The organism is Rhodoferax sp. LB1P47 (assembly GCF_056521445.1).
Genome location: NZ_JBWMAU010000002.1, coordinates 1 through 21,327, shown reverse-complemented (window position 1 = coordinate 21,327; position 21,327 = coordinate 1). Strand labels below are relative to the sequence as shown.

Annotated in this window: 16 protein-coding genes; 4 read left to right on the top strand and 12 right to left on the bottom strand. The window is 61.9% G+C overall.

The features are described 5' to 3' along the window. The first annotated feature begins 63 nt into the window (after positions 1 to 63). The gene (locus AC0969_RS04035; protein ID WP_479622853.1) at positions 64 to 1,806 is read left to right on the top strand and encodes a GMC family oxidoreductase; all 1,743 of its coding nucleotides are present in this window, start codon (positions 64 to 66) and stop codon (positions 1,804 to 1,806) included. 52 nt (positions 1,807 to 1,858) lie between these two features. Beyond that, positions 1,859 to 3,310: an aldehyde dehydrogenase gene (locus tag AC0969_RS04030; protein ID WP_479622852.1), complete on the top strand. Its 1,452-nt coding sequence runs from the start codon at positions 1,859 to 1,861 to the stop codon at positions 3,308 to 3,310. A gap of 203 nt (positions 3,311 to 3,513) precedes the next feature. Here AC0969_RS04030 and AC0969_RS04025 read toward each other — a convergent pair whose 3' ends face one another. Further along, positions 3,514 to 4,446: an SMP-30/gluconolactonase/LRE family protein gene (locus AC0969_RS04025; protein ID WP_479622851.1), complete on the bottom strand. Its 933-nt coding sequence runs from the start codon at positions 4,444 to 4,446 to the stop codon at positions 3,514 to 3,516. Positions 4,447 to 4,601: 155 nt separating this feature from the next. Between AC0969_RS04025 and AC0969_RS04020 the strand changes: the two genes are divergently transcribed. Continuing rightward, on the top strand, positions 4,602 to 7,121 hold the full coding sequence (locus AC0969_RS04020) for an ABC transporter permease (protein ID WP_479622850.1): 2,520 nt from the start codon (positions 4,602 to 4,604) through the stop codon (positions 7,119 to 7,121). Positions 7,122 to 7,162: 41 nt separating this feature from the next. Here AC0969_RS04020 and AC0969_RS04015 read toward each other — a convergent pair whose 3' ends face one another. The 5 genes from AC0969_RS04015 to hemA all read right to left on the bottom strand — a co-directional run bounded on the left by AC0969_RS04015 (position 7,163) and on the right by hemA (position 14,785). Next, positions 7,163 to 9,880, bottom strand: a complete 2,718-nt coding sequence (locus tag AC0969_RS04015; protein ID WP_479622849.1) for an AAA family ATPase — start codon at positions 9,878 to 9,880, stop codon at positions 7,163 to 7,165. Continuing rightward, a complete protein-coding gene (locus tag AC0969_RS04010) occupies positions 9,877 to 11,109 on the bottom strand; it encodes an ATP-binding protein (protein WP_479622848.1) in 1,233 nt (410 codons plus the stop codon). Before AC0969_RS04010 ends, AC0969_RS04015 begins: the two co-directional genes overlap by 4 nt. A 228-nt stretch (positions 11,110 to 11,337) precedes the next feature. Continuing rightward, the gene (gene prmC / locus AC0969_RS04005; RefSeq protein ID WP_479622847.1) at positions 11,338 to 12,345 is read right to left on the bottom strand and encodes a peptide chain release factor N(5)-glutamine methyltransferase; all 1,008 of its coding nucleotides are present in this window, start codon (positions 12,343 to 12,345) and stop codon (positions 11,338 to 11,340) included. Positions 12,346 to 12,355: 10 nt separating this feature from the next. Next, complete coding sequence (gene prfA / locus AC0969_RS04000; protein ID WP_479622846.1) at positions 12,356 to 13,438, bottom strand: peptide chain release factor 1; 1,083 nt, start codon at positions 13,436 to 13,438, stop codon at positions 12,356 to 12,358. Positions 13,439 to 13,516: 78 nt separating this feature from the next. Continuing rightward, the gene (hemA, locus tag AC0969_RS03995) at positions 13,517 to 14,785 is read right to left on the bottom strand and encodes a glutamyl-tRNA reductase (RefSeq protein WP_479622845.1); all 1,269 of its coding nucleotides are present in this window, start codon (positions 14,783 to 14,785) and stop codon (positions 13,517 to 13,519) included. A 67-nt stretch (positions 14,786 to 14,852) separates the two neighbouring features. Here hemA and AC0969_RS03990 point away from each other — a divergent pair, with 67 nt between their 5' ends. Continuing rightward, on the top strand, positions 14,853 to 15,122 hold the full coding sequence (locus AC0969_RS03990) for a hypothetical protein (RefSeq protein WP_479622844.1): 270 nt from the start codon (positions 14,853 to 14,855) through the stop codon (positions 15,120 to 15,122). On the opposite strand, the gene AC0969_RS03985 is transcribed toward AC0969_RS03990, so the two are convergent. From AC0969_RS03985 to ugpB, 6 genes are all read right to left on the bottom strand, one after another. Next, positions 15,108 to 15,950: a GGDEF domain-containing protein gene (locus AC0969_RS03985; protein ID WP_479622843.1), complete on the bottom strand. Its 843-nt coding sequence runs from the start codon at positions 15,948 to 15,950 to the stop codon at positions 15,108 to 15,110. The two genes, AC0969_RS03990 and AC0969_RS03985, sit on opposite strands and share 15 nt — an antisense overlap. Before the next feature lie 32 nt (positions 15,951 to 15,982). Beyond that, positions 15,983 to 16,753, bottom strand: coding sequence for a glycerophosphodiester phosphodiesterase (gene ugpQ, locus AC0969_RS03980; RefSeq protein WP_479622842.1), 771 nt, complete (start codon positions 16,751 to 16,753; stop codon positions 15,983 to 15,985). Positions 16,754 to 16,756: 3 nt separating this feature from the next. Continuing rightward, the gene (locus AC0969_RS03975) at positions 16,757 to 17,785 is read right to left on the bottom strand and encodes a sn-glycerol-3-phosphate import ATP-binding protein UgpC (RefSeq protein WP_479622841.1); all 1,029 of its coding nucleotides are present in this window, start codon (positions 17,783 to 17,785) and stop codon (positions 16,757 to 16,759) included. 69 nt (positions 17,786 to 17,854) lie between these two features. Further along, positions 17,855 to 18,706, bottom strand: a complete 852-nt coding sequence (ugpE, locus tag AC0969_RS03970) for a sn-glycerol-3-phosphate ABC transporter permease UgpE (RefSeq protein WP_479622840.1) — start codon at positions 18,704 to 18,706, stop codon at positions 17,855 to 17,857. Between the two features lie 12 nt (positions 18,707 to 18,718). After that, entirely contained in the window at positions 18,719 to 19,600 is an 882-nt protein-coding gene (gene ugpA, locus AC0969_RS03965; RefSeq protein ID WP_479622839.1) for a sn-glycerol-3-phosphate ABC transporter permease UgpA, read from the bottom strand. Positions 19,601 to 19,755: 155 nt separating this feature from the next. Next, complete coding sequence (gene ugpB, locus AC0969_RS03960; protein WP_479622838.1) at positions 19,756 to 21,069, bottom strand: sn-glycerol-3-phosphate ABC transporter substrate-binding protein UgpB; 1,314 nt, start codon at positions 21,067 to 21,069, stop codon at positions 19,756 to 19,758. Positions 21,070 to 21,327: the final 258 nt, after the last annotated feature.

Here is a 21,327-nt window from a genome sequence, read left to right as displayed (position 1 = left end):
TGCGCATGGCAAGTGCCACTGGAGACAACATTTTTAACCACTATCCATTCAACTCCCATGACTATGAATACCCATTCAACCAGCCCGAATGCACCCTCGGACGGCTTGCTGGAGCACCTGGAACGCGCCCTCATTGCAGGTCGCATGAGCCGCCGCGGCTTTATGCGTGCAGCCGCTGCTGCCGGCATCTCTACCGTGGGACTCAGCGCCTTGGCAGATGAGCTGGACGCCATTCGTGCCAACCAGAATGAACGTAGCGCGAAACCGCAGGCGGCGTACGACTATGTGGTCGTTGGAACGGGCTCTGCCGCCTGTGCGCTGGTGGGCCGGTTGGCCACCCGCAAGGATGCCTCCATTCTCATGATCGAGGCGGGCGACTGGGATGTAGCCCCCTCGGTGATGGACCCGACCGTCTGGTTTACCAACCTTGGCTCCGAGCGCGACTGGAAGGACGTAGCCCTGGCCGCACCCAGCACCAATAACCGCGCCATTCCTGAACACATGGGCCGGGTGGTAGGGGGCGGTAGCAGTATCAATGCAACCGTCTGGGCCCGTCCTTTCAAAGCCGACCTGGAGTTTTGGGCCGAGGCCAGCGGTGACCGCGCCTGGGGCTACGAGTCCGGGCTCGAAATCTACCGGCGCATGGAAAACTGGCAAGGTGCGCCAGATGCCCGCTACCGTGGCAAGAACGGACCTGTCTGGTGCCAACCTGCCAACAACCCACACCCCGCAGCACCTGCCATGCTGGAGGCTTGCTGCTCTCTGGGCTATCCGGTGTTTGCCGACCAAAATGGCGTGCGCGAAGAAGGCGGCATTGGCTTCGCGCTGATGAACCAGATCATCCGCGACGGTCGTCGCCAGAGCATGGCCCGCTCGTATCTGTACCCGATTCTGTCGCGTCCCAATGTCACCGTGATGGTGAATACCCATGTGGACCGTTTGACCTTTGCCGGTACCAGGGCCACGGGCGTTCAGATTGCCACCGCAGCTGGGCCGAAAAACATTGGCGCCAACACCGAAGTGATCGTCAGTGCCGGTGGTATCAATACACCGAAGCTGCTGATGCTCAGCGGTATTGGCGACGATGCGAAGCTGAGCCAGCACGGTATCAAGACCCTGGTCAATGCCAAGGAAGTAGGGCGCAACTTCCAGGACCATATTCTGCATGGCGGCTGTATCTGGGAGCCTAAAGAGCACATTCCACACCGCAATAGCGGGGCCAATGCAGCCGGTTTTCTCAAGAGCCAAGCCTCGCTGGTATCGCCAGATGTCAACCTGGTGCAAATCGAGTTGCCTTATGCCAGCGACGTGGTGGGCAAGGAATATGCACCTCCAGGCACCAGTTGGGCGCTGTGCGCTGGCTTGGTGGCACCCAAGAGTCGTGGCGAGATCCGCCTGAGCTCTGCCAACCCGGCCGATCGCCCGGTAGTGGATGCCCGCTTCATGAGCCATCCGGATGACGTCAAGGCCTTGGCCTTTGGCATCGAGGTGTGCCGCGAGATTGGCAACTCCGCCGCCATGAAAGACTTTGTCAAGCGGGAAGTGGCACCCGGCAAGAAATTGACGGGCAAGGCCATGGAAGACTTTGTGCGCAATGGTGCCACCACCTATTTCCACCAGTCTGGTACCTGCCGCATGGGCAAGGATGCCGAGGCCGTGGTGGACTCCAAGCTGCGCGTCAACGGGGTGCAGGGCCTGCGCATTGCCGATAGCTCCATCATGCCGCGCATTGCCGGTGTGGCCACTATGGCGACCTGTGCCTTGATCGGTGAACGTATGGCCGACATCCTGACCGAACGCGCTTGAAGCCGCGCAGACAAACTAAACAAACCCCCATTATTTAACCAAGGCATACAGCATGGAATCCCTACTCATTATTGACAACCAGTCCGTCGCCGCCAAATCCGGCGCCACGTTCACCCGAAACCACCCCCACACCGGAGAAGTGGTAACCCGTGCCGCTGCAGGTGGCGTAGAAGATGCGTTGGCCGCAGTCAACTCGGCCCAGACCGCCTTCCTGAGTTGGCGCAACAGCGCGCCGTCCGAGCGCCGCCGTTTGCTGCTCAAGGCCGCCGACGTGCTGGAGTCCAAGACACCGCAATTCATCGAAGCTATGGGCGCGGAAGTGGGGGCTTCCGGGCTATGGGCCGGTTTCAACGTGTACCTGGCCGCCAACCTGTTCCGCGAGGCCGCCGGCTTGGTGACCCAAATCCAGGGCGAAACCATTCCTACCGATAAGCCCGGCACACTGTCCATGACGGTACGTCAGCCCGTCGGTGTGGTGCTAAGCATCGTGCCCTGGAACGGCCCTGTGGTGCTGGCCGCCCGTGCCATTGCCTACCCTATTGCCTGCGGCAACACGGTGGTGTTCCGGGCTTCGGAAGCCAGCCCCAAGACCCATACGTTGGTGGCCGATGCGCTGGTGGAAGCTGGCTTTCCACCGGGCGTGTTGAATGTGGTGACCAATGCACCCAATGATGCCCCTGAAGTGATCGATGCACTAATTGCCCACAAGGCAGTGCGCCGCATTAATTTCACGGGTTCCACCCGTGTCGGCCGCATCATTGCGCAAAAGGCCGCCACCCAGTTGAAGCGCTGCCTGCTGGAATTAGGCGGCAAGTCGCCACAGGTCGTGCTGGACGATGCCAATATCGACGAAGCCGTGAAGGCCGCCGTGTTTGGCTCCTTCCTATACCAAGGCCAGATTTGCATGTCCACCGAACGCCTGGTGGTAGATGAGGCTGTTGCCGACGAGTTTGTCGCTAAGTTTGCCGCCCGCGCCAAGGAACTGGTCATGGGTGACCCCCGCGTGAACCCCGCCTGCGTGATCGGCCCTATGGTGTCCAGCGAATCGGGCGCCCGCTTGAATGCCATGATTGACGACGCTTTGGCCAAGGGTGCCATCCTGGCGTGTGGTGGTAAGGCCCTTGGCGCCATCATGCCGGCCACCATCATGGACCACGTCAAGCCCGGCATGAGCATTTATGGCGATGAAACCTTCGGCCCCATCACCACCGTGGTACGCGTCAAAGGCGTAGAAGAGGCGATTGCCGTTGCCAACGACAGCGACTATGGACTGTCGGCAGCCGTGTTCGGCCGCGATGTGACCCGCGCACTAGACGTTGCCATGCGCATCGAATCGGGCTCGGTGCACGTCAATGGCTCCACCGTGCAAAACGAGGCCCAGGCTCCTTACGGTGGAACCAAAAACAGCGGCTATGGCAAGTTTGATGGCCGCGCAGTGATCGACGAATTCACCGAACTCAAGTGGATCACCATTGAGCCATCGGTGCAGAACTATCCGGTCTAATTGAAGGTTGGCGCTGGGGCTCTTGGACTCCACCGCCCAAGCTGCGCGCCCAGGCCAGCCAGGTGCTGGTCTACATCCGCTCCCGCACCGTGCCGCTGCTGCGGCCCGAGCGTGAGCGACCACGGTTTTTTGAATGCTATATAAAAAATAGCTGCTAGCGCAGGTGGTATATGCGCTAGCAGCCTATTTCTTATAAATCCTTGTCAGCCCCCAGCCACACCTTGTGTATTGACATACAGCGCATACACCGACTGGCTGGCCGCCATGAACAGGCGATTCCGGGCCGGGCCGCCAAAGCACAGGTTGGCGCAGCGCTCGGGCAGGGCGATGTGGCCGATGGGCGTGGCATCGGGGGCGAACACCATCACGCCGTCCAAGCCGGGGCCGCCGCCCCAGCCGGCCCACAGGTTGCCATCCACATCGCAGCGAAAGCCGTCGGGGCTTTGGCCGTCGGCACAGGTCATAAACACCCGGTCGTTGCCAAGGCGCGCGCCGTCCACATCGAACACCCGGATACGCCGGGGTGTGGCCCCGGATTCGACCACGTACAGCCGCCGCCCGTCGGGTGAAAAGCACAGGCCGTTGGGCCGGTCTACCGCATCGCTCACCACCGTGCACTGGCCGGTAGCGGGGTCGAGGCGGTAGACGCAGGTGGGCTGCTCGGGCGTGGCGTTAAAGCCTTCGTAGTGGCCCAGAATGCCGAAGGGCGGGTCGGTAAACCACACGCTACCGTCGGTGTGGACCACCACATCGTTGGGTGAATTCAGCGGCTTGCCAGCAAATTGGTCCACCAGCACGGTGCAGCTGCCGTCGTACTCGGTGCGGGTCACGCGCCGCCCGCCGTGCTCGCAGCTGACCAGGCGGCCCTGGCGGTCACGGGTGTGGCCGTTGGCAAAGTGGGATGGCTGGCGGAACACGCTGACCGCGCCGGTCTGCTCCTCCCACTTCATCACCCGGTTGTTAGGGATGTCGCTCCACAGCAGGTAGCGCCCGTCGCCAAACCACACCGGTCCCTCGGCCCAGCGCATGCCGGTGGCGATGCGTTCCACGGCGGCATTGAACAGGCGGTAGGCCTCAAACCGTGGGTCCAGCACGGTGATGGCCGGGTCGGGGTGGCGCTCGCAGGGTTGCCACATCGGATGCCTCTCTTTTTTAGTCGGATAAGCAGTATGCCCCTGCGATCGCCGCAGGCCGGGCAGGGCGGGAATAATAGAAGCCTGCTTAACCTGAAACAACTTGCGTGGCTCGCGGTGCTCGGTACCCGAGTCCCTGCAAGTTAGGAGAACCCACTTTGAATTCCCCCTTTATCGCCCTGGCCTGGCGCACCCTCTGGCGCGATCTGCGCTCGGGCGAGCTGCGTTTGCTCATCGTTGCCGTGACCCTGGCCGTGGCCGCGCTCAGTGCCGTCGGATTTTTTGCCGACCGCTTGCAAGGCGGCTTGCAGCGCGATGCCCGCCAACTGCTGGGCGGCGACGCGGTGGTGTCCAGCGACAACCCCACGCCCGCTGCCTTTTTGGCCCAGGCGCAAGCGCAGGGCCTGCAAACCGTGGGCACGCTGACCCTGGCCACGATGGCCCGGGCCGAAGACGCGCAGGGCGGGGCCAGCAAGCTGGTAGCGCTGAAAGCCGTGGTGCCCGGCTACCCATTGCGCGGCAACCTGCAAATTGCCGACGCTGCCGACGCGCCCGCCCACCCCACCCGCGACATCCCCGCGCCGGGCACGGTGTGGGTCGATGCGTCGCTGCTGGAGTCGCTGAACTTGCAGATTGGCGACAGCCTGCTGCTGGGCGACAGCCGTTTGCGGGTGACCAAAACCATTGCTGTCGAGCCCGACCGGGGCGGCGGCTTCCTCAACTTCTCGCCCCGCGCCATGCTGCACCAGAGCGACATGGCCGCCACCGGCCTCATCCAGCCCGCCAGCCGCGTCAACTACCGCTTCGCCGTAGCCGGGGCCGACCCCGCCGTGCAGCGCTATGTGCAGTGGGCCACCGCCGAAGTTAAAAAACCTGACTCCCGGGGCGTGCGCATCGAGTCGCTGGAAAGCGGCCGCCCCGAAATGCGCCAAACCCTGGACCGGGCCAACAAGTTCCTGAACCTGGTGGCCCTGCTGAGTGCCCTGCTCAGCGCCGTGGCCGTAGCCCTGGCGGCGCGCGGCTTTGCGGCCAACCATCTGGACGACTGCGCCATGCTGCGCGTGTTGGGCCAGAGCCAGCGCACCATCGCCCTGAGCTACGCGCTGGAGTTTGCGTTGGTCGGCATCTTCGCCAGCGCGCTGGGGCTGGCCATCGGCTTTGGCGTGCACTACCTGTTCGTGCTGCTGCTGGCGGGCCTGGTCGATTCCAGCCTGCCTGCGGCCACCTGGTGGCCTGCCGCTTTGGGCATGGGCATGGGGCTGACGCTGCTGTTCGCCTTTGGCCTGCCCCCGGTGCTGCAACTGGCCGCCGTGCCGCCGCTGCGGGTGATTCGCCGCGACGTGGGCGGCTTGAAGCCCACCTCCATCGGCGTGCTGGGCCTGGGCGTGCTGGGCTTTGCCGCACTGCTGCTGGCGGCCAGCAGCGACATCACGCTGGGCCTGATTGCGGTGGGTGGTTTTGCCGCCGCCGTGCTGGTGTTTGCGGGCTTGGGCTGGGTGGCGGTAAAGCTGCTGCGCCGCAGCGTGAACGAGGCCACCGCCCCGCGCTGGCTGGTGCTGGCCACGCGCCAGGTATCGGCCCGGCCCGCCTACGCCGTGGTGCAAATCAGCGCCCTGGCGGTGGGCCTGCTGGCGCTGATCCTGCTGGTGCTGCTGCGCACCGACTTGGTCCAGAGCTGGCGCCAGGCCACGCCCCCCGATGCGCCCGACCGCTTCGTCATCAACGTGATGCCCGACCAGGCCAGCGATTTCCGGGCCAACTTGGCCACAGCAGGCGTGAAAAACTACGACTGGTACCCCATGTTCCGGGGCCGTCTGGTGGCCATCAACGGCAAAGCCGTAGCCCCCGAAAACTTTGTGGACGACCGCGCCAAACGCCTGCTGGACCGCGAGTTCAACCTGTCCCACAGCGCCACCCGGCCGCCGCACAACCCGCTGGTGGCGGGCCGCTGGACAGCCGAAGAAAAAGCTGCCATCAGCGTAGAGGAGGGCATCGCCCAATCCCTGAACCTGAAGCTGGGCGACAGCCTGCGCTTCGACATCGGCGGCGTGCAGTCGGATGCCAAAATCACCTCGCTGCGCAAGGTGGACTGGGGCTCGATGCGGGCCAACTTCTTCGTCATCTACCCCGTAAGCCAGATGCCCGACGTGCCGGTAACCTACCTGGGCGCATTCAAGGCCCCCGCCGCCAAGGGTTTTGACAACCAGTTAGTGCGCCAATTCCCCAACATCACGGCGGTGGACCTGAGCCTCACCCTGGGCCAGTTGCAGCGCGTGCTGGACCAGGTGATCCGGGCGGTGGAATTCCTCTTCGGCTTCACCCTGGCCGCTGGCTTGGTGGTGCTGTTTGCCGCCATCACCGCCACCCGCGAAGAGCGCGCCCGCGAATTCGCCATCATGCGGGCCCTGGGCGCACCCAGCCGCCTGCTGCGCCAGGTGCAACGCGCCGAGCTGGCCGGGGTGGGCCTGCTGGCGGGCTTTTTGGCCAGCGTGGTGGCTATGGCCGTGGGCTGGGCTTTGACCCGTTTTGTGTTTGAGTTCGCCTGGAATGGCTCGCTATGGGTGCCCGTGTTCGGCGCATTGGCCGGGGCCGTGCTGGCGTTGGCAGCAGGCTGGTGGGGCCTGCGCGACGTGCTGCGCCGGCCGGTGGTGGAGACGCTGCGGCGGGCGATGGCTTGATGCTATTGTTTTGATGGCCTCTAGCGCAGGTTCTAATTGCGCTAGAGGCTTATTTCATCTGTCAGTCGCTTGTACATCCGTAGTGCTGCGCTCTGGATTTCTGGCTCCAGTTCCAGCAGCATGTCGGGCCGTTTTTCGATGGCAGCTTCAAAGGCCAGAAGCAGAGGGCGGGCATGGCGAGCAATGCCTAAGTTCACCAGGACGTCACGGACAGTGGTGGCTTGACCTTGTTGCCTTAGTAACTTAGCCAAGAAGTTCTCAACGAAGTGGACACTGATCAGTGCCGATGGAAGATCGGCGGATTCGGTGAAGAGTTGGGTTAATGCTTCAGCAACAGCCGTCAAGTTGCTGGTTTCCAGCGCTTGCAAGGCGTTAGCGATGCACAGCCGTGTATGCAGCTCCTTATGCCAGTCGTAAATGAATTTGTTAGATTTTTTATAGAATTCTATGGACTTCTTAGACGCTTCAAATGCTTCTATCAGCCGACTTTGCTCTGAAAGAGCGGCTGAAAGTGTCCACCAGTAATTCGTATCCTCAGGCCTTAGTTTGATGGCCTGACGGAATGCATCCTCAGCTTCTGCATGGCGACCCTCTCGCAGTAAGGAACAGCCTAGGAAATACCAAGCGCTGTCATTCTTATCGTCGAACTCAATTGCCTTGCTAAATGCGTGGTTTATTTCTACGGCTTCTCCATTTAAGTCCTCCAGGGTAAGACCCTGGATCAGCCACCCATAGAAGCTTTCACCTTTAATAAATGCCTGTTTTAAAACCTGTTGGGCATACTTGCTGAAGCCGGATAAGCCCAACTCTGATGCCACGTAGACCCATTCACTGTGTGTTGCTTCCGTTGCATGCTTCATACCCCAAGCAACCCAGGCATCTGCCTTGACTTCATCGCGGATAGTGATGATGTTTCTTACTCCAAGCAAACGCCAAACCATGGCACGTAAAGCAGGCCCGTCACTGACTGCGACACATGCATTTTCGACATCGTGCGGACTTAACTCGGGTAGCGCTAAACAGCCCAATGCACGGGCATGGAACAAGATAGATACATCTGCCTCGGTGAGACCTGCATTTAGTAAATGGGTATGTTCCTGGACTAGTTTCGGGCGCAAGGTATCCAGCTCTGCTGCAGCTATGGAGGCGGTGCACAGCGCCTGCACACTCGCATTCTTCTCGTCTTGGCTGAGTTGGATGGAGCCCATCAAAGCCTCCTGTTCATCTTCTGTCAGGCCATTGCGGCATTGCCCCAACTTGTCACGCAAGCGCGCCAGCGCTTCCACGTCTTCGGGTAAATCGCCTGCCACCACGTAGTCGTCGATGCTGCCGCCTTGCGCCTTGAGATGCTGCACGATGTAGTCGGCGGCCTTGGCTTTGAGTCCATGGCGTAAGTGCACGGCATCGCTGGTTTCTGCGAAGGCGAAGGCGTAGCGGGCTTGCGCCAAGAAGCTGGCACTTTGCGCCTTTTGCACGCCTGTCTGCAGTTCATCCACGCTGAACATGGCCTCCAAAAACTGCGTCAACCCCACCACGTTCTGCCGCACGCGGCGGTTGCCGCGCATTTGCAGCCACAGGCGAAAGAGTTGTTCCGCCATGCGGTATTGGGTGCGTCCGTGGGAAGCAGACTTTTCAACCAAACCTTCGCGTTCCAGCGGGTCGAGCTGGGCGGATACGGTACTGGTGGGCAGGCCCGCGTGGGTGCCGATTTCAGCCGCAGTAAGGCCAAAGCGCAGACCTGCACCGCCGTCGGGGCGGCCCACGGCGAGGGCGTGCACCACTACCTGGGCCTGCTCGGCCAGTTCTTCAAACCGGGCCTTGTAGTAGGGCGTGGTGATGTCCATCAGGCGCTCGAAGTCTTCCACGGCGCGGCTGTTCGGGCCTTGGCGCAGCAGCTCGAAGATGAGGCCCAAGGCGCGTGGGTTGCCGCCCGTCAGCTCGTACAGCGTTTGCAGGCGGCCGGAGTGGTCTTGCAGGCGTTGCTTGACCTCGGGCAGGTTTTGGGCATCGGCCAAGCGGTTCAGTACTTCGCGCACTTCGGCCAGGCCCAGCTTGCCCAGGCGCTTGGGGATGAAGAAGTCGTAAAACGCTTTGTCGTAATCGGTAAACGGCTCCGACAAGCGTACCGAGCCGCCGATCACGATGGGCGAGGTGGTGGTGGACAAAGCTTCGCGCAGTGCCCAGTAGGCAGGTGCGTGCGGGTCTTTGAGCTTGCGCCCCGTTTTGTCGATGCGCTGGAACACCATGTCCAGGTTGTCTACCAGCAGCACCGGGCGCAGCTGGAGGCTGGCACAGGTTTGCTGCAAGAGCTGGAAGCCTACGTCCGACAAGGGGTCTGCGGGTGGTTTGGTTTTTTTGGCCTGCGTGACGGCATCCATCAGGCGGTCGGCATCGGCCTGGGTGTTGTCGTTGCGGTCCAGTTCATCCACCAGTGCTTCACACGCCGCCCACCAGAAGTCGGACAGGTTTTTGACCTGGTACAGCTCTTCGGGGAAAGACAAGGCGATCAGGTGGTCGTGCAGATCGGCATCGCGGCGAATGGCCACGGCCAAGCGTTTGAGCAGGGTGGTTTTGCCTGCACCGCGCACGCCCACCAGCAGGTAGTGCTGGGCACTGCCTTGCGGGGGGGCATGGGCCAGCTCGCCGCGCAGGAAGGCAAATTCATCCTGGCGGGCGACGAAGTTGCTGACCAGGGCGTCGTCAGTGAGCCAGTCGGGGTTGTAGTGGTGGTGGGCCGTGGTGGGCGTGGAGTTGCTCATAGCGTATTCCTCCGTAACCACCAGAGGCGCAGAGGCTCCAGGCGGAAGCGGTAGCGCTTGTGGCCTGCACTGTCGTCGGGCCACCAGTAGGCATCGCGTTGCAGGATGTCGCGCAGGTTGACGAAGACTTGCGTGGCCTCTTCGGTTGTTGCCTGAGGTAGGCGTTCTTGTAATGCTGCCAACAGGCTTTCGGCGCGTATACCTTGCGGATCGATTGCTGCGAGGTTGAGTAAGGCTTGGCAGTGGGCAGCGTCAGCGCTTGGGAGTTGGATGGTGAGCCGTTTTTCCCAGTGGTGAAAGTCGTTGTCGCCCCCCGGCTGCACCATTTTGTCGATGGCTTGCGCAATCAATGCAGCCGTTTGGGCTGTAGGTATCTGTGTTTTCAAGTCCCGCAAATGGTTAAAAGCAACCTGCAAGTAGTAAGGCTGTGGCCATAAAACGGCGGCGATGATTTTTTGCGCATCCCCCTCCGCCCAGGGGATGGCGTAACGCAGGGCCAGTTTGTCCAGCATGGCCACGGCGACCGGTTCTGTAAAAGCTTCCAGCCCTGCGGGTTTCATGCTGTTGATGGTGTCGGCCATGCCGTGTTGTTGGACCAGGGTGTCCAGGCCCACCGAGCCGGATACCAGCCAGCGGATTTTGCCAACCTCGGGGATGGCGCGTACATCGTTACGAAACCAGTCCAGAAAGCGGCGCACCCGCTGGACACCATTTTTAGGGTCGGTACGGATAATGTTAAAGAGCAGGATGGGCAGCTCGTCCACATAAATCAGCCAGGGCTGGTTGGCTTGGGCAATCAGCCGCAGAAGGTCATTGGCAACCAGCGTCCAGTCTTCTGGCGCGCTGCTGGTGATGCCTACGTCGAGTGCGGCAGTGCCTGCAATGGACAGTTTGATGGACTTGATGCGTTGGGTCGTGGCATCCCATGTGCTGGCAATGGCGTCTTTGACCTTGCCCGGCAGTGTGGCCAACTCTGGCCGTAGCGCCGCATCCAGCTTGTCGAGAAACTCGCGTTCATCTTGGCACGCTGCGACGTTGACCTCCCTCGCCCGCCAGCCATCTGTGCGAACTTTGGCGATGATGGCGCGGGCGATCGATGTTTTGCCGATACGCCGGGGTCCCAGCAGCAAGATGTCATGGTGGTCCAGGGTTTCGCGCAGACGGACAACATCGGCTTCGCGGCCGTGGAAGTTGTCGCCTTCAACAGGGGAGCCCGCAATATTGTCCATGAACGATCCTTTGAATGGCTTACTAGGAAATTATAGTGATATAAAAATATAGTGCATTAAATTTATAGTAAATGAGTGCATGACACGCATCGTTGAGTGGCGGATTGCGCCATTGGGACCTTTATTCTGCGTGCTGTCCGCTGCCAGAGACACTACGGCAGGCTAAGGCTTATGGCTACATTTTTGATAGCTTCTAGCGCAGGTGAAATATGCGCTAGAGCCCTAAAACTATCCGTTTTTCTGCCCGCCGCTACAGCGCTCAATCCCCGCCAAATCGGGCCGTGATTGCACCTGCGCAAATCCTGCCTGCTCTAGCAGCGCACGTACCGCTGAGGCCTGGTCGTAGCCATGCTCCAGCAGCAACCAGCCTTGGGGGTGCAGGTGCGCCGAGGCCTGGGCGATGATCTGGCGGATGTCGTCCAGGCCGTCGGCACCGGCGGTCAGGGCGCTGCGGGGTTCAAAGGCCAGCGCGGGCAGGTGCGGGTCGGCTTCTGCAATGTAAGGCGGGTTGGTGGCGATCAGATGGAAGCTCCCCGCCACCGGCTCCAGCCATGAGCCGTGGACAAAAGCCACCGGCAGCGCCAGCCGTACCGCATTGGCCTGGGCCACGGCCAGGGCATCGGCGCTGGCATCGACGGCGGTGACCTGCGCGTCGGGCCGGGCCTTTTGGATCGCCAGGGCGATGGCGCCGCTGCCGGTGCCGAGGTCGATCACCTGCGGGGCGGTCTGTCCGGTCAAGCGTTCCAGCGCCCAATCCACCAGGGTTTCGGTGTCAGGCCGGGGCACCAGCACGCGGGCATCGACGTGCAGGTTGATGCCGTGGAATTCGCGTTGGCCGGTGATGTAGGCCACGGGTTCACCGGCCCGGCGGCGGGTGCAGGCGGTGCCGAATGCGGCCGCCTGCACGGGCTTTAGGGCATCCTGGCCGTGGGCCAGCAGCCAGGCGGCATCCAGCGGGCTTTTGCCCAGGGCGTGCAGCAGCAGCATGCGCGCATCCAGCTTGTCGATGCCATGCTTTTGCGCACCCAGCAGGGCGACTTGCAGGGTGCTGGCCTCGTCGCTATACACCGACGCGATGGGACGGGCCGCAGCGCGCGCTTGTTTGCCCAGGCCGGGGTGCACCGGGCGTGGTGCCATGCGCTTGGCGGTTTTTTCCTTCGCCTCTTTCAGGGACTTGCTGGACACTTGGCCGTAGCCGGCTTTCGGCTTGGGGCCTTTGTTGATGGAGCGAGCCATAGGGTTCCTTTTATACGTTGACTTCTAATTCGGCCAGCTGCTCGGCCTCGTGGGCGGCGCGCAGGGCTTCCATGGGTTCGCTGAGGTCGCCTTCCATGATGAACAGCAGCTTGTACAGCGTGAGGTTGATGCGGTGGTCGGTCCAGCGGCCCTGCGGGAAGTTGTAGGTGCGGATGCGATCGCTGCGGTCGCCGCTGCCAATCAGGCCCTTGCGCTCGGCGGCATCTTTGGCGGCGCGCTCAGACCGGTCTTTTTCATGGATGCGGGCGGTCAGCACCTTCAGCGCCTGGGCCTTGTTGCTGTGCTGGCTGCGGCCGTCCTGGCACTCGGCCACGATGCCGGTGGGGATGTGGGTGATGCGCACCGCAGAGTCGGTTTTGTTGATGTGCTGGCCACCGGCACCGCTGGCGCGGTAGGTGTCGATGCGCAGATCGGCCGGGTTGATCTTGATAGCCACGGCTTCGTCGGGCTCGGCCAATACCGCCACCGTGCAGGCGCTGGTGTGGATACGGCCCTGGGTTTCGGTGGAGGGTACGCGCTGTACGCGGTGGCCGCCGGACTCGAACTTGAGCTGGCCGTAGATGTTGTCGCCTTCGATACGCAGCACCACTTCCTTGTAGCCGCCCAGCTCGCTTTGCGACTCGCTCATGACCTCCGTTTTCCAGCCTTGGCGTTCGGCATAGCGGGTGTACATGCGCAGCAGGTCCCCAGCGAACAGGGCGGATTCGTCGCCGCCGGTGCCGGCGCGGATTTCCATGAAGGCGTTGCGGGCATCGTCCGGGTCTTTGGGCAGCAGCATGCGTTGCAGCTCGGCTTCCAACTTTTGCAACTCGGCCTCGGCGGAGGTGATTTCTTCCTCGGCCATCTCGGCCATTTCCGGGTCGCTTTTCAGGGCGTGGGCCGCTGCCAGGTCAGCCTCGCGCTGGGTGAAGCGGACAAAGCGGCTGGCCACCTGGCCGACGTCGGAATGCTCGCGCGACAGCGCCAAAAACTGCTTCATATCGCCCATGATGTCCTCGCGGGACAGCAAAAAGTCGAGTTCTGCAAGGCGAAAAACATAGCGCTCAAGCTGTTGGCGGAGAAAGGGTTTCATAACGGGTAATTCAAATGGAGACAACCCCGTGCGGGGTGGGGTTCCCCGTGTGACGGGGAGGGCGCGGCAGCAGCGTCGCTAACGCTCTTTGCGCAAAAAAAGTTTGTGGATGGCCTGTACCGTGTGTTCACGGTTGCCGGCATCGCCTGCGCGCAGCTCGGCCATCGCGCCGTGCAGCATTTTTTGCGTCAGGCCTTTGCTCAACATCTCCAGCACGGCTTCGATGTCGTCGCCCTTGGCTAGCAGGCGGCGGGCACGGGCCAGTTCGGTGGTGCGCCATTCGTCGGCCTGGGCGTTGAGCTGCTGGATCAGCGGCACCACGCCGTGCACCGGGTCGCGCTGGTCCATCCAGTGCAAAAAGCTCTGCACACCGGCGTCGATGATGACCTCAGCCTGCGCCACGGCGGCCTGGCGGTTGGCCTGGCCGCTTTGCACTACGTGGGCCAGGTCGTCCACGGTGTACAGGTAGATGTCTTCCAAGTCCTTGACTTCGGGCTCGATGTCGCGCGGCACGGCCAGATCGACCATGAACATCGGGCGGTGCTTGCGCAGCTTCAGGGCCCGCTCCACCGCGCCCAGGCCGATGATGGGCAGGGTGCTGGCGGTGCAGCTGACCACCGCGTCGAATTCGTGCAGGCGGCTGGGCAGGTCGGCCAAGCGCATCACTTCGCCGCCGAAACGGGTGGCGAGCTTTTCGCCGCGCTCCAGGGTGCGGTTGGCGATGGCGATGGATTGGGGGTTTTTGGCGGCAAAGTGGGTGGCGGCCAGTTCGATCATCTCGCCCGCGCCCACAAACAAAATACGCAGCTTGGACAGGTCTTCAAACAACTGGCCCGCCAAACGCACCGCAGCGGCGGCCATGCTGATGGAATGCGCGCCGATTTCGGTGGAGGTGCGCACCTCTTTGGCCACCGCGAACGAGCGCTGGAACAGCTGGTTCAGCGTGCTGCCCAGGGCGCCGGCCTGCTCGGCCACACGGATCGCGTCCTTCATCTGGCCCAGAATTTGCGGCTCGCCCAGCACCATCGAGTCTAGCCCGCTGGCGACACGGAAGGCATGCCGGGCCACCGGGCCGTCTTGCAGGGTGTAGGAATGGGAGCGCAGCAGGGCGGGCGACACGCCACCGGTATGGGCCAGCCAGTCCACCGTGTGGGCCAGCGCCTGCTGGTCGCCTGCGCAATAAATTTCGGTGCGGTTGCAGGTGGCAATGATGGCGGCCTCGGGGCCTTGCAGCGCGGCACGCAGGCCGTGCAGCGTGGGCGCGATCTGGTCCAAGGCGAACGCAAACCGACCGCGCAAATCCAGAGGTGCGGTGGTGTGGTTAATGCCTAATGCCCAAACTGCCATGCCGCAATTATAAAATTTGTGCGGGGCACAATTTCCTGCGCACCGCCAAAGCCTCAAAATTACCGCTATGGGACCTATAGATACCTTTTTTCACCTGCTGAATTTTGCTGCGCCTGCGCTGGTGGTGGGCGTGCTGACGGCTCTGTTCTCCAGCTTATTTATGAAAAATAAGCCGTTAGCGCAACATTGGTATGCGCAGGCTGCTATAAATTCTGTAGCATGCCTGCTGGTGCTGTTGGGGGGGCTGTGGTTCTTTGGGCATGACGGCAAGATGGCCACCTATGCCTTGTTGGTGCTGGCCAGTGGCAGCAGCCAGTGGCTGTTAAGTCGCCATTAAGTCGCCGAAGCGCGATAGGCCGCTGTGCTGGCTGGGGGCCAGCGACACCTGGTTGCGGCCCGCACGCTTCGCGTCATACAGGGCGTTGTCGGCGGCTTGCACCAGCGTGTCCAGGGTGATGGGTTCGCCTGCGAGCATGCCTGCTGCGCCTATGCTGACAGTGACCCGCACCGCATCCGACTGCGCGTAGAGCTGGGCCGAAAACCCCACCGCTTCGCGCATGCGCTCGGCCAACTGGTGGGCGTGCTCCAACGGTGTGTTGGGCAGCAGTACCACAAATTCTTCACCACCCCAGCGGGCCAGCAGGTCGGTGGTGCGCAGGCACTGGGCGCAGCGGCGGGCCACTTCTACCAGCACTTTGTCGCCCGCGTCGTGGCCGTGCGTGTCGTTGACGCGTTTGAAGTGGTCGATGTCCAGAATCAGCAAGGCCAGCGGCCACTGGTGGCGCAGGGCCAGGTCCATTGCTTGCTGGGCGGTGTGGACAAAGTGGCGGCGGTTGGCCAAGCCGGTCAGGCTGTCGGTGATGGACTGCACATGGGCCGCATGCCGGGCCTGCTCCAGCGCCACGACAAGCGAAAAAATCAGCCAACCGCTGGTGAGTGTCATGGGCAGCGGCACCAGCAGCGAGATGTAGAACGCCTCGCCCATAGTCTCGTAGCCCAGCGCCCGGATGTAGCTGTAGGTGAACAGCAGCGACAGCAGCGACACCGCCGCACTCAGCCCCAGCGTGCTGCGCCAAGCGCCCCACTGCGCCACCATCCGCGAGAAGCGCTGGCGTAGCGGTGTCAGTTCCGGGTCAACGGGGCGGGGGGTGGAACGGCTGGACATGGATGCCGATGCTAGCAAGAAGCGCGCAAGTCTTACAAGCCTTGCATGGCGGGGGTGAAAAAATCAATCCGGTCGGTGATGATGGCATCGGTGCCCAAACCCACCAAGCGCTGCGCCGAGGCTGCGTCGTTTACCGTGTAGCTCGCGGTGCGCAGCCCGGCAGCTTGCACCTGGGCCACGGTGTCGGGCGTCCACAGGGTGTGGTTGCAGACGATGGCGCAGCAGCCCAGGCGCAGCGCTGCATCTAACCAGCCATCCCATAGCGTATCGAGCAGCAAGCCCCGTGGCAACGTGGGTTGCTTGGCTTGTGCGCCCTCCAGCGCGGCGACGCTGAAGGATGTCAGCAGCGGCGGCACGGCCTGGCCCAGCCACAGTCGGACGGCGGCATCGGCTACTTTTTCGCCCGTCAGGCGGTCGGTGTCGGGCGAGGGTTTGATCTCGATATTCAAAAACAAGCCGTTGCGCTGGCAGAACGTAGCGATGTTGTCCAGCGTGGGAATCGGCTCGCCTGCATGGCTGCGTGCATGCCAGCTGCCCGCGTCGAGCTGGGCCAGAGTGCCCCAGTTTTGGTCGCCCGCAATACCCGTCCCGTTGCTGGTGCGCTCCAGCGTGTCGTCGTGCAGCAAAAAGGGCACGCCGTCGGCGCTGAGTTTCACGTCGCACTCGAACATGCGGTAGCCGTGCTGGGCCCCCAGGCGGAAGGCGGCCAGGGTGTTTTCAGGGGCCAGTTTGCCCGCGCCCCGGTGGGCTACCCAGCGGGGGTAGGGCCAATTCTTTGCGGTGACAGGGGCGGTGACGGGCATGGTCTAAATTCGTTTTCCAGTTTCGCTATTAAACCAGTGCAAACGGTCGGCACGCGGCGTGGCGTGGATGGTGCTGCCGATGGCGGGGGCGGCCAGGCTCTCGTCGGTGCGGATGATCAGCAGCTCACTATCGGGGGTGCTGCCCAGCCGGGCGTAGATCAGGCGCTCGGCCCCCAGCATTTCGGTGGTTTCGACTTTCAAAGACCAGCCCGTTTCGCCCAGGTGCAGGTGCTCGGGGCGGATGCCCAGGATGGCGTTGGCAGGGCCACCGAGCGCGGTGTTGGGCGCACTTTTGAGTAGGTTCATCGGCGGGCTGCCGATAAAGCTGGCCACAAAGGTGCTGGCGGGCTGGGTGTAGACCTGCTCGGGCGTGCCGAATTGCTCGACCACACCGCCGTTCATCACCAGCATGCGCTGCGCCAGCGTCATGGCTTCGACCTGGTCGTGGGTGACGAACAGGCTGGTGATGCCGAGTTCGCGGTGCAGCTTCTGGATTTCCAGCCGGGTTTGGGCGCGCAGCTTGGCGTCCAGGTTGCTCAGGGGTTCGTCGAACAAAAACACCTGCGGCTGGCGCACGATGGCGCGGCCCATCGCCACCCGCTGGCGCTGGCCACCCGACAGTTCACGCGGCTTGCGGCCGAGGAATGGGCCCAGCTCCAGGATCTTGGCGGCTTTATCGACGCGGGTTTTGATCTCGTCCACCGGAACTTTGGCGATCTTCAGGCCATAGGCCATGTTGTCGAACACGCTCATGTGCGGGTAGAGCGCGTAGTTTTGGAACACCATGGCGATGTCGCGCTCTGACGGCTCCAGGTCGTTGACCACCCGCCCGCCGATGCGGATGCTGCCGTCGCTGACCTCCTCCAGCCCGGCCACCATGCGCAACAGCGTGGATTTGCCACAGCCCGAGGGGCCGACGATGACGATGAATTCACCGTCGGTAATGTCGGCGTTGACCCCGTGGATGACCTGGTTGGCGCTGGGCCCTTTGCCGTAGCGCTTGATGACGTTGTGAAGGGTGATGGCGGCCATACGGTTTACTATTAAATATGTAGCTGATTGTGCAGGTGGAATAAGCGCTAGAGGCTTATTTCTTATAAATTATTTCTCGGTATCGACGAGGCCTTTGACGAACCACTTCTGCATCAGCATCACCACCAGCGCGGGCGGCAGCATGGCCAGGATGGCGGTAGCCATCACCAGGTTCCATTCGGTCTGGCCGTCGCCGCCGGAGATCATGCGTTTGATGCCGATCACCACCGGGTACATATTCTCATTGGTGGTGACCAGCAGCGGCCAGAGGTACTGGTTCCAGCCGTAGATGAACTGGATCACGAACAGCGCGGCCATGCTGGTGCGCGACAGGGGCAGCAGAATGTCCCAGAAGAAACGCATCGGCCCGGCGCCGTCCATGCGCGCGGCCTCTACCAGTTCATCGGGCACGCCCATAAAAAATTGGCGGAACAAAAAGGTGGCGGTGGCGGAGGCAATGAGCGGGATGGTCAGCCCCGCGTAGCTGTCCAGCATGCCCAGATCTGCCACCACTTTGTAGGTAGGGCCGATGCGCACCTCCACTGGCAGCATCAGCGTGACGAAGATGGCCCAGAAGAAGAACTGTTTGAACGGAAACCGAAAGTACACCAGCGCAAAGGCCGACAGCAGCGAAATGGTGATCTTGCCCAGGGCGATGGTCAGCGCGGTGATCAGGCTGACCAGCATCATCTGCCCCACCGGAGCGTTCGACCCGCCTGCTGCGCTGCCGCCTTTGAGCACAGCGGTGTAGTTGTCGATCAGGTGCGATCCCGGCAGCATGGGGATGGGCATTTGCACCATTTCAGAGGCGGTGTGGGTCGAGGCAACGAAGGTGATGTAGACCGGGAAGGCGACGATTAGCACGCCCAAAATCAAAATCAGGTGGGCCAAAATGCCCCCGGTGGTGCGGCGCTCAACCATTGCTATTCGCCATCAGTAATTCACTTTCTTTTCAACAAACTTGAACTGCACCACCGTCAGCGCCACCACGATCACCATCAGCACCACCGACTGCGCCGCCGAACCGCCCAGGTCCATCGCCTTGAAGCCGTCGTAATACACCTTGTAGACCAGGATGGCCGTGTCCTTGCCCGGTCCGCCCTTGGTGGTGGAGTCGATGATGGCAAAGGTGTCAAAAAATGCGTAAACGATGTTGATCACCAGCAGAAAGAAGCTGGTGGGCGTGAGCAGCGGGAACTGGATGGTCCAAAACCGCCGCCAGGGCCGGGCACCGTCCATCGCGGCGGCTTCGATCAATGATTTGGGGATGCTTTGCAGCCCCGCCAGAAAGAACAAGAAGTTGTACGATAGCTGCTTCCACACCGCCGCCCCCACCACCAGCGCCATCGCGTGGGTGCCGTTGAGCAGGTGGTTCCAGTCCATGCCCAGCAGGCCCAGCCAGTAGGCCACGATGCCGATGCTGGGGGAGAACATAAACAGCCACAGCACACCCGCCACGGCCGGGGCCACGGCATACGGCCAGATCAACAGGGTTTTGTAGATGCTGCTGCCGCGCACCACCCGGTCGGCAAACACCGCCAGCATCAGCGACAGGCCAATGCCCAGCACCGCCACCAGGATGGAGAAGACGGCGGTGGTTTGAAAGGAGGCCAGGTAGCTGGCGTCGTTCCACAGGTTGCGGAAGTTCTCTAGCCCCACCCATTCCACCGAGGTACCAAACGCGTCGGACTGCTGTAGCGACTGCAACATCGCCTGCCCCGCAGGCCAGAAGAAGAACACCGTAATCACGATGACCTGTGGCGTGATGAGCGCCCAGGGTAGCCAGCTTGACGAGAAGACGACGCGTTTTTCCATGGACTATGCACACCCCCAGGCTACACGCTTCGCGTTTGCGCCAACCCCCTTGCAGGGGGCGAACCCAGTGGCCCGGCAAAGCCGGTTCCACGGGTTCCTGGCCTGAGGGCTGTCTGGCCCATCGGTGGTGGGTGAGTAGTTACTTTTCATGGGACTTAGCTGCCTTTATTGGCTTTTTCGAAGCGCTCTAATTGCTCGTTGCCGCGCTGCACGATGGTGTCCAGGGCTTCCTTGGCGGTCTTTTTTCCACCCCAGACCTGTTCCAGTTCTTCGTCCTCAATTGCCCGGATTTGCAGGTAGTTGCCCAAGCGGATGCCGCGTGAGTTGGTAGTGGTCTTGCGGATCATCTGGTTGGGGGCTACGTCGGTGCCGGGGTTTTCCGTGTAGAAACCGGACTTTTCGGTCAGTGCGAAGGCTGCTGTGGTGACGGGCAGGTAGCCGGTGCGCTTGTGGCTGGCGGACTGCACTTCGGGGCTGGATATGTAGCTAAAGAACTTGGCGATGCCTTTGTATTCCTCGGGCTTTTTACCGGCCATCACCCACAGGCTGGCGCCGCCGATCACCGTGTTTTGCGGTGCACCGGGCACATCGGGGTAGAAGGGCAGGGGCGCCAGCCCAAAGGCGAACTTGGCGTTCTTTTTGACGTTGCCGTAGAAGCCGCTGGAGGTGGTCATCATGGCGCATTCGCCAGACACAAAGCTGGCCTCGGGCACGTTGCCACGGCCCTTGTAGACGAACAGGCCCTGCTTGGCCATGTTGCCCAGGTTCTCGATGTGGCGCACGTGCAGCGGCGAGTTGATCTTCATGCGTGCGTCCATGCCGCCCAGGCCGTTGGCCTTGGTGGCAAATTCGACGTTGTGCCAAGTGGAAAAGCTCTCCAGTTGGGTCCAACCCTGCCACGCGATGGACAACGGGCATTTGTGGCCGCTGGCCTTGAGCTTGGCCGCCGCCAAAGCTACTTCCGGCCAGGTGCCGGGGGCTTTGTCTACCGGCAAGCCGGCTGCCTTGAAGGCATCTTTGTTGTAGTAAAAAACCGTGGTCGAGCTGTTGAACGGGAAGCTCATCATCTGGCCGTTAGCTGCCGTGTAGTAGCTGGCCACCGCGGGAATGTAGGCGCTAGGATCGAATTTTTCGCCCGCGTCTTTCATCATCTGACCCACTGGCTGAATCGCTTTTTTGCTGGCCATCATGGTGGCCGTTCCGACTTCAAACACTTGCAGGATATGTGGTGCATTGCCCGCGCGGAAGGCGGCAATGGCGGCCGTCATGGACTCGTCGTATTGGCCCTTGTAGGTGGGCACTATTCGGTAGTCTTTCTGGCTGGCATTGAAGTCTTTGGCCAGATCGTTAACCCACTCCCCGTTGACCGAATTCATCGAATGCCACCACTGGATCTCGGTCTGCGCCTGGGCGGTAGAGAGCGTGAAGGCGGCAGCTGCCACGGCCAATGCCAAACGGGTGAATTGCATGTAAGTTCCTGACGGAGGGTAAAGGGACGAATGCTAGGTGGATTTGATGACTAAACGGTGAAATTCTGTCGCTTGGCTGACATCGCCACTAGCGGGAAAACCCGTTTTTCAATGTTGAACGGATAGGAAATTCAACTGCCTTAAGGCAAGGCTGAATAAGTCCAGAACTGGCGCGTGACTTGCATGCCTGTATTCATCACTCGCAAGGCGACAAAGATGAAGCAACAAACCCTGGCCATGGCAGCCGACCAAGAAGCT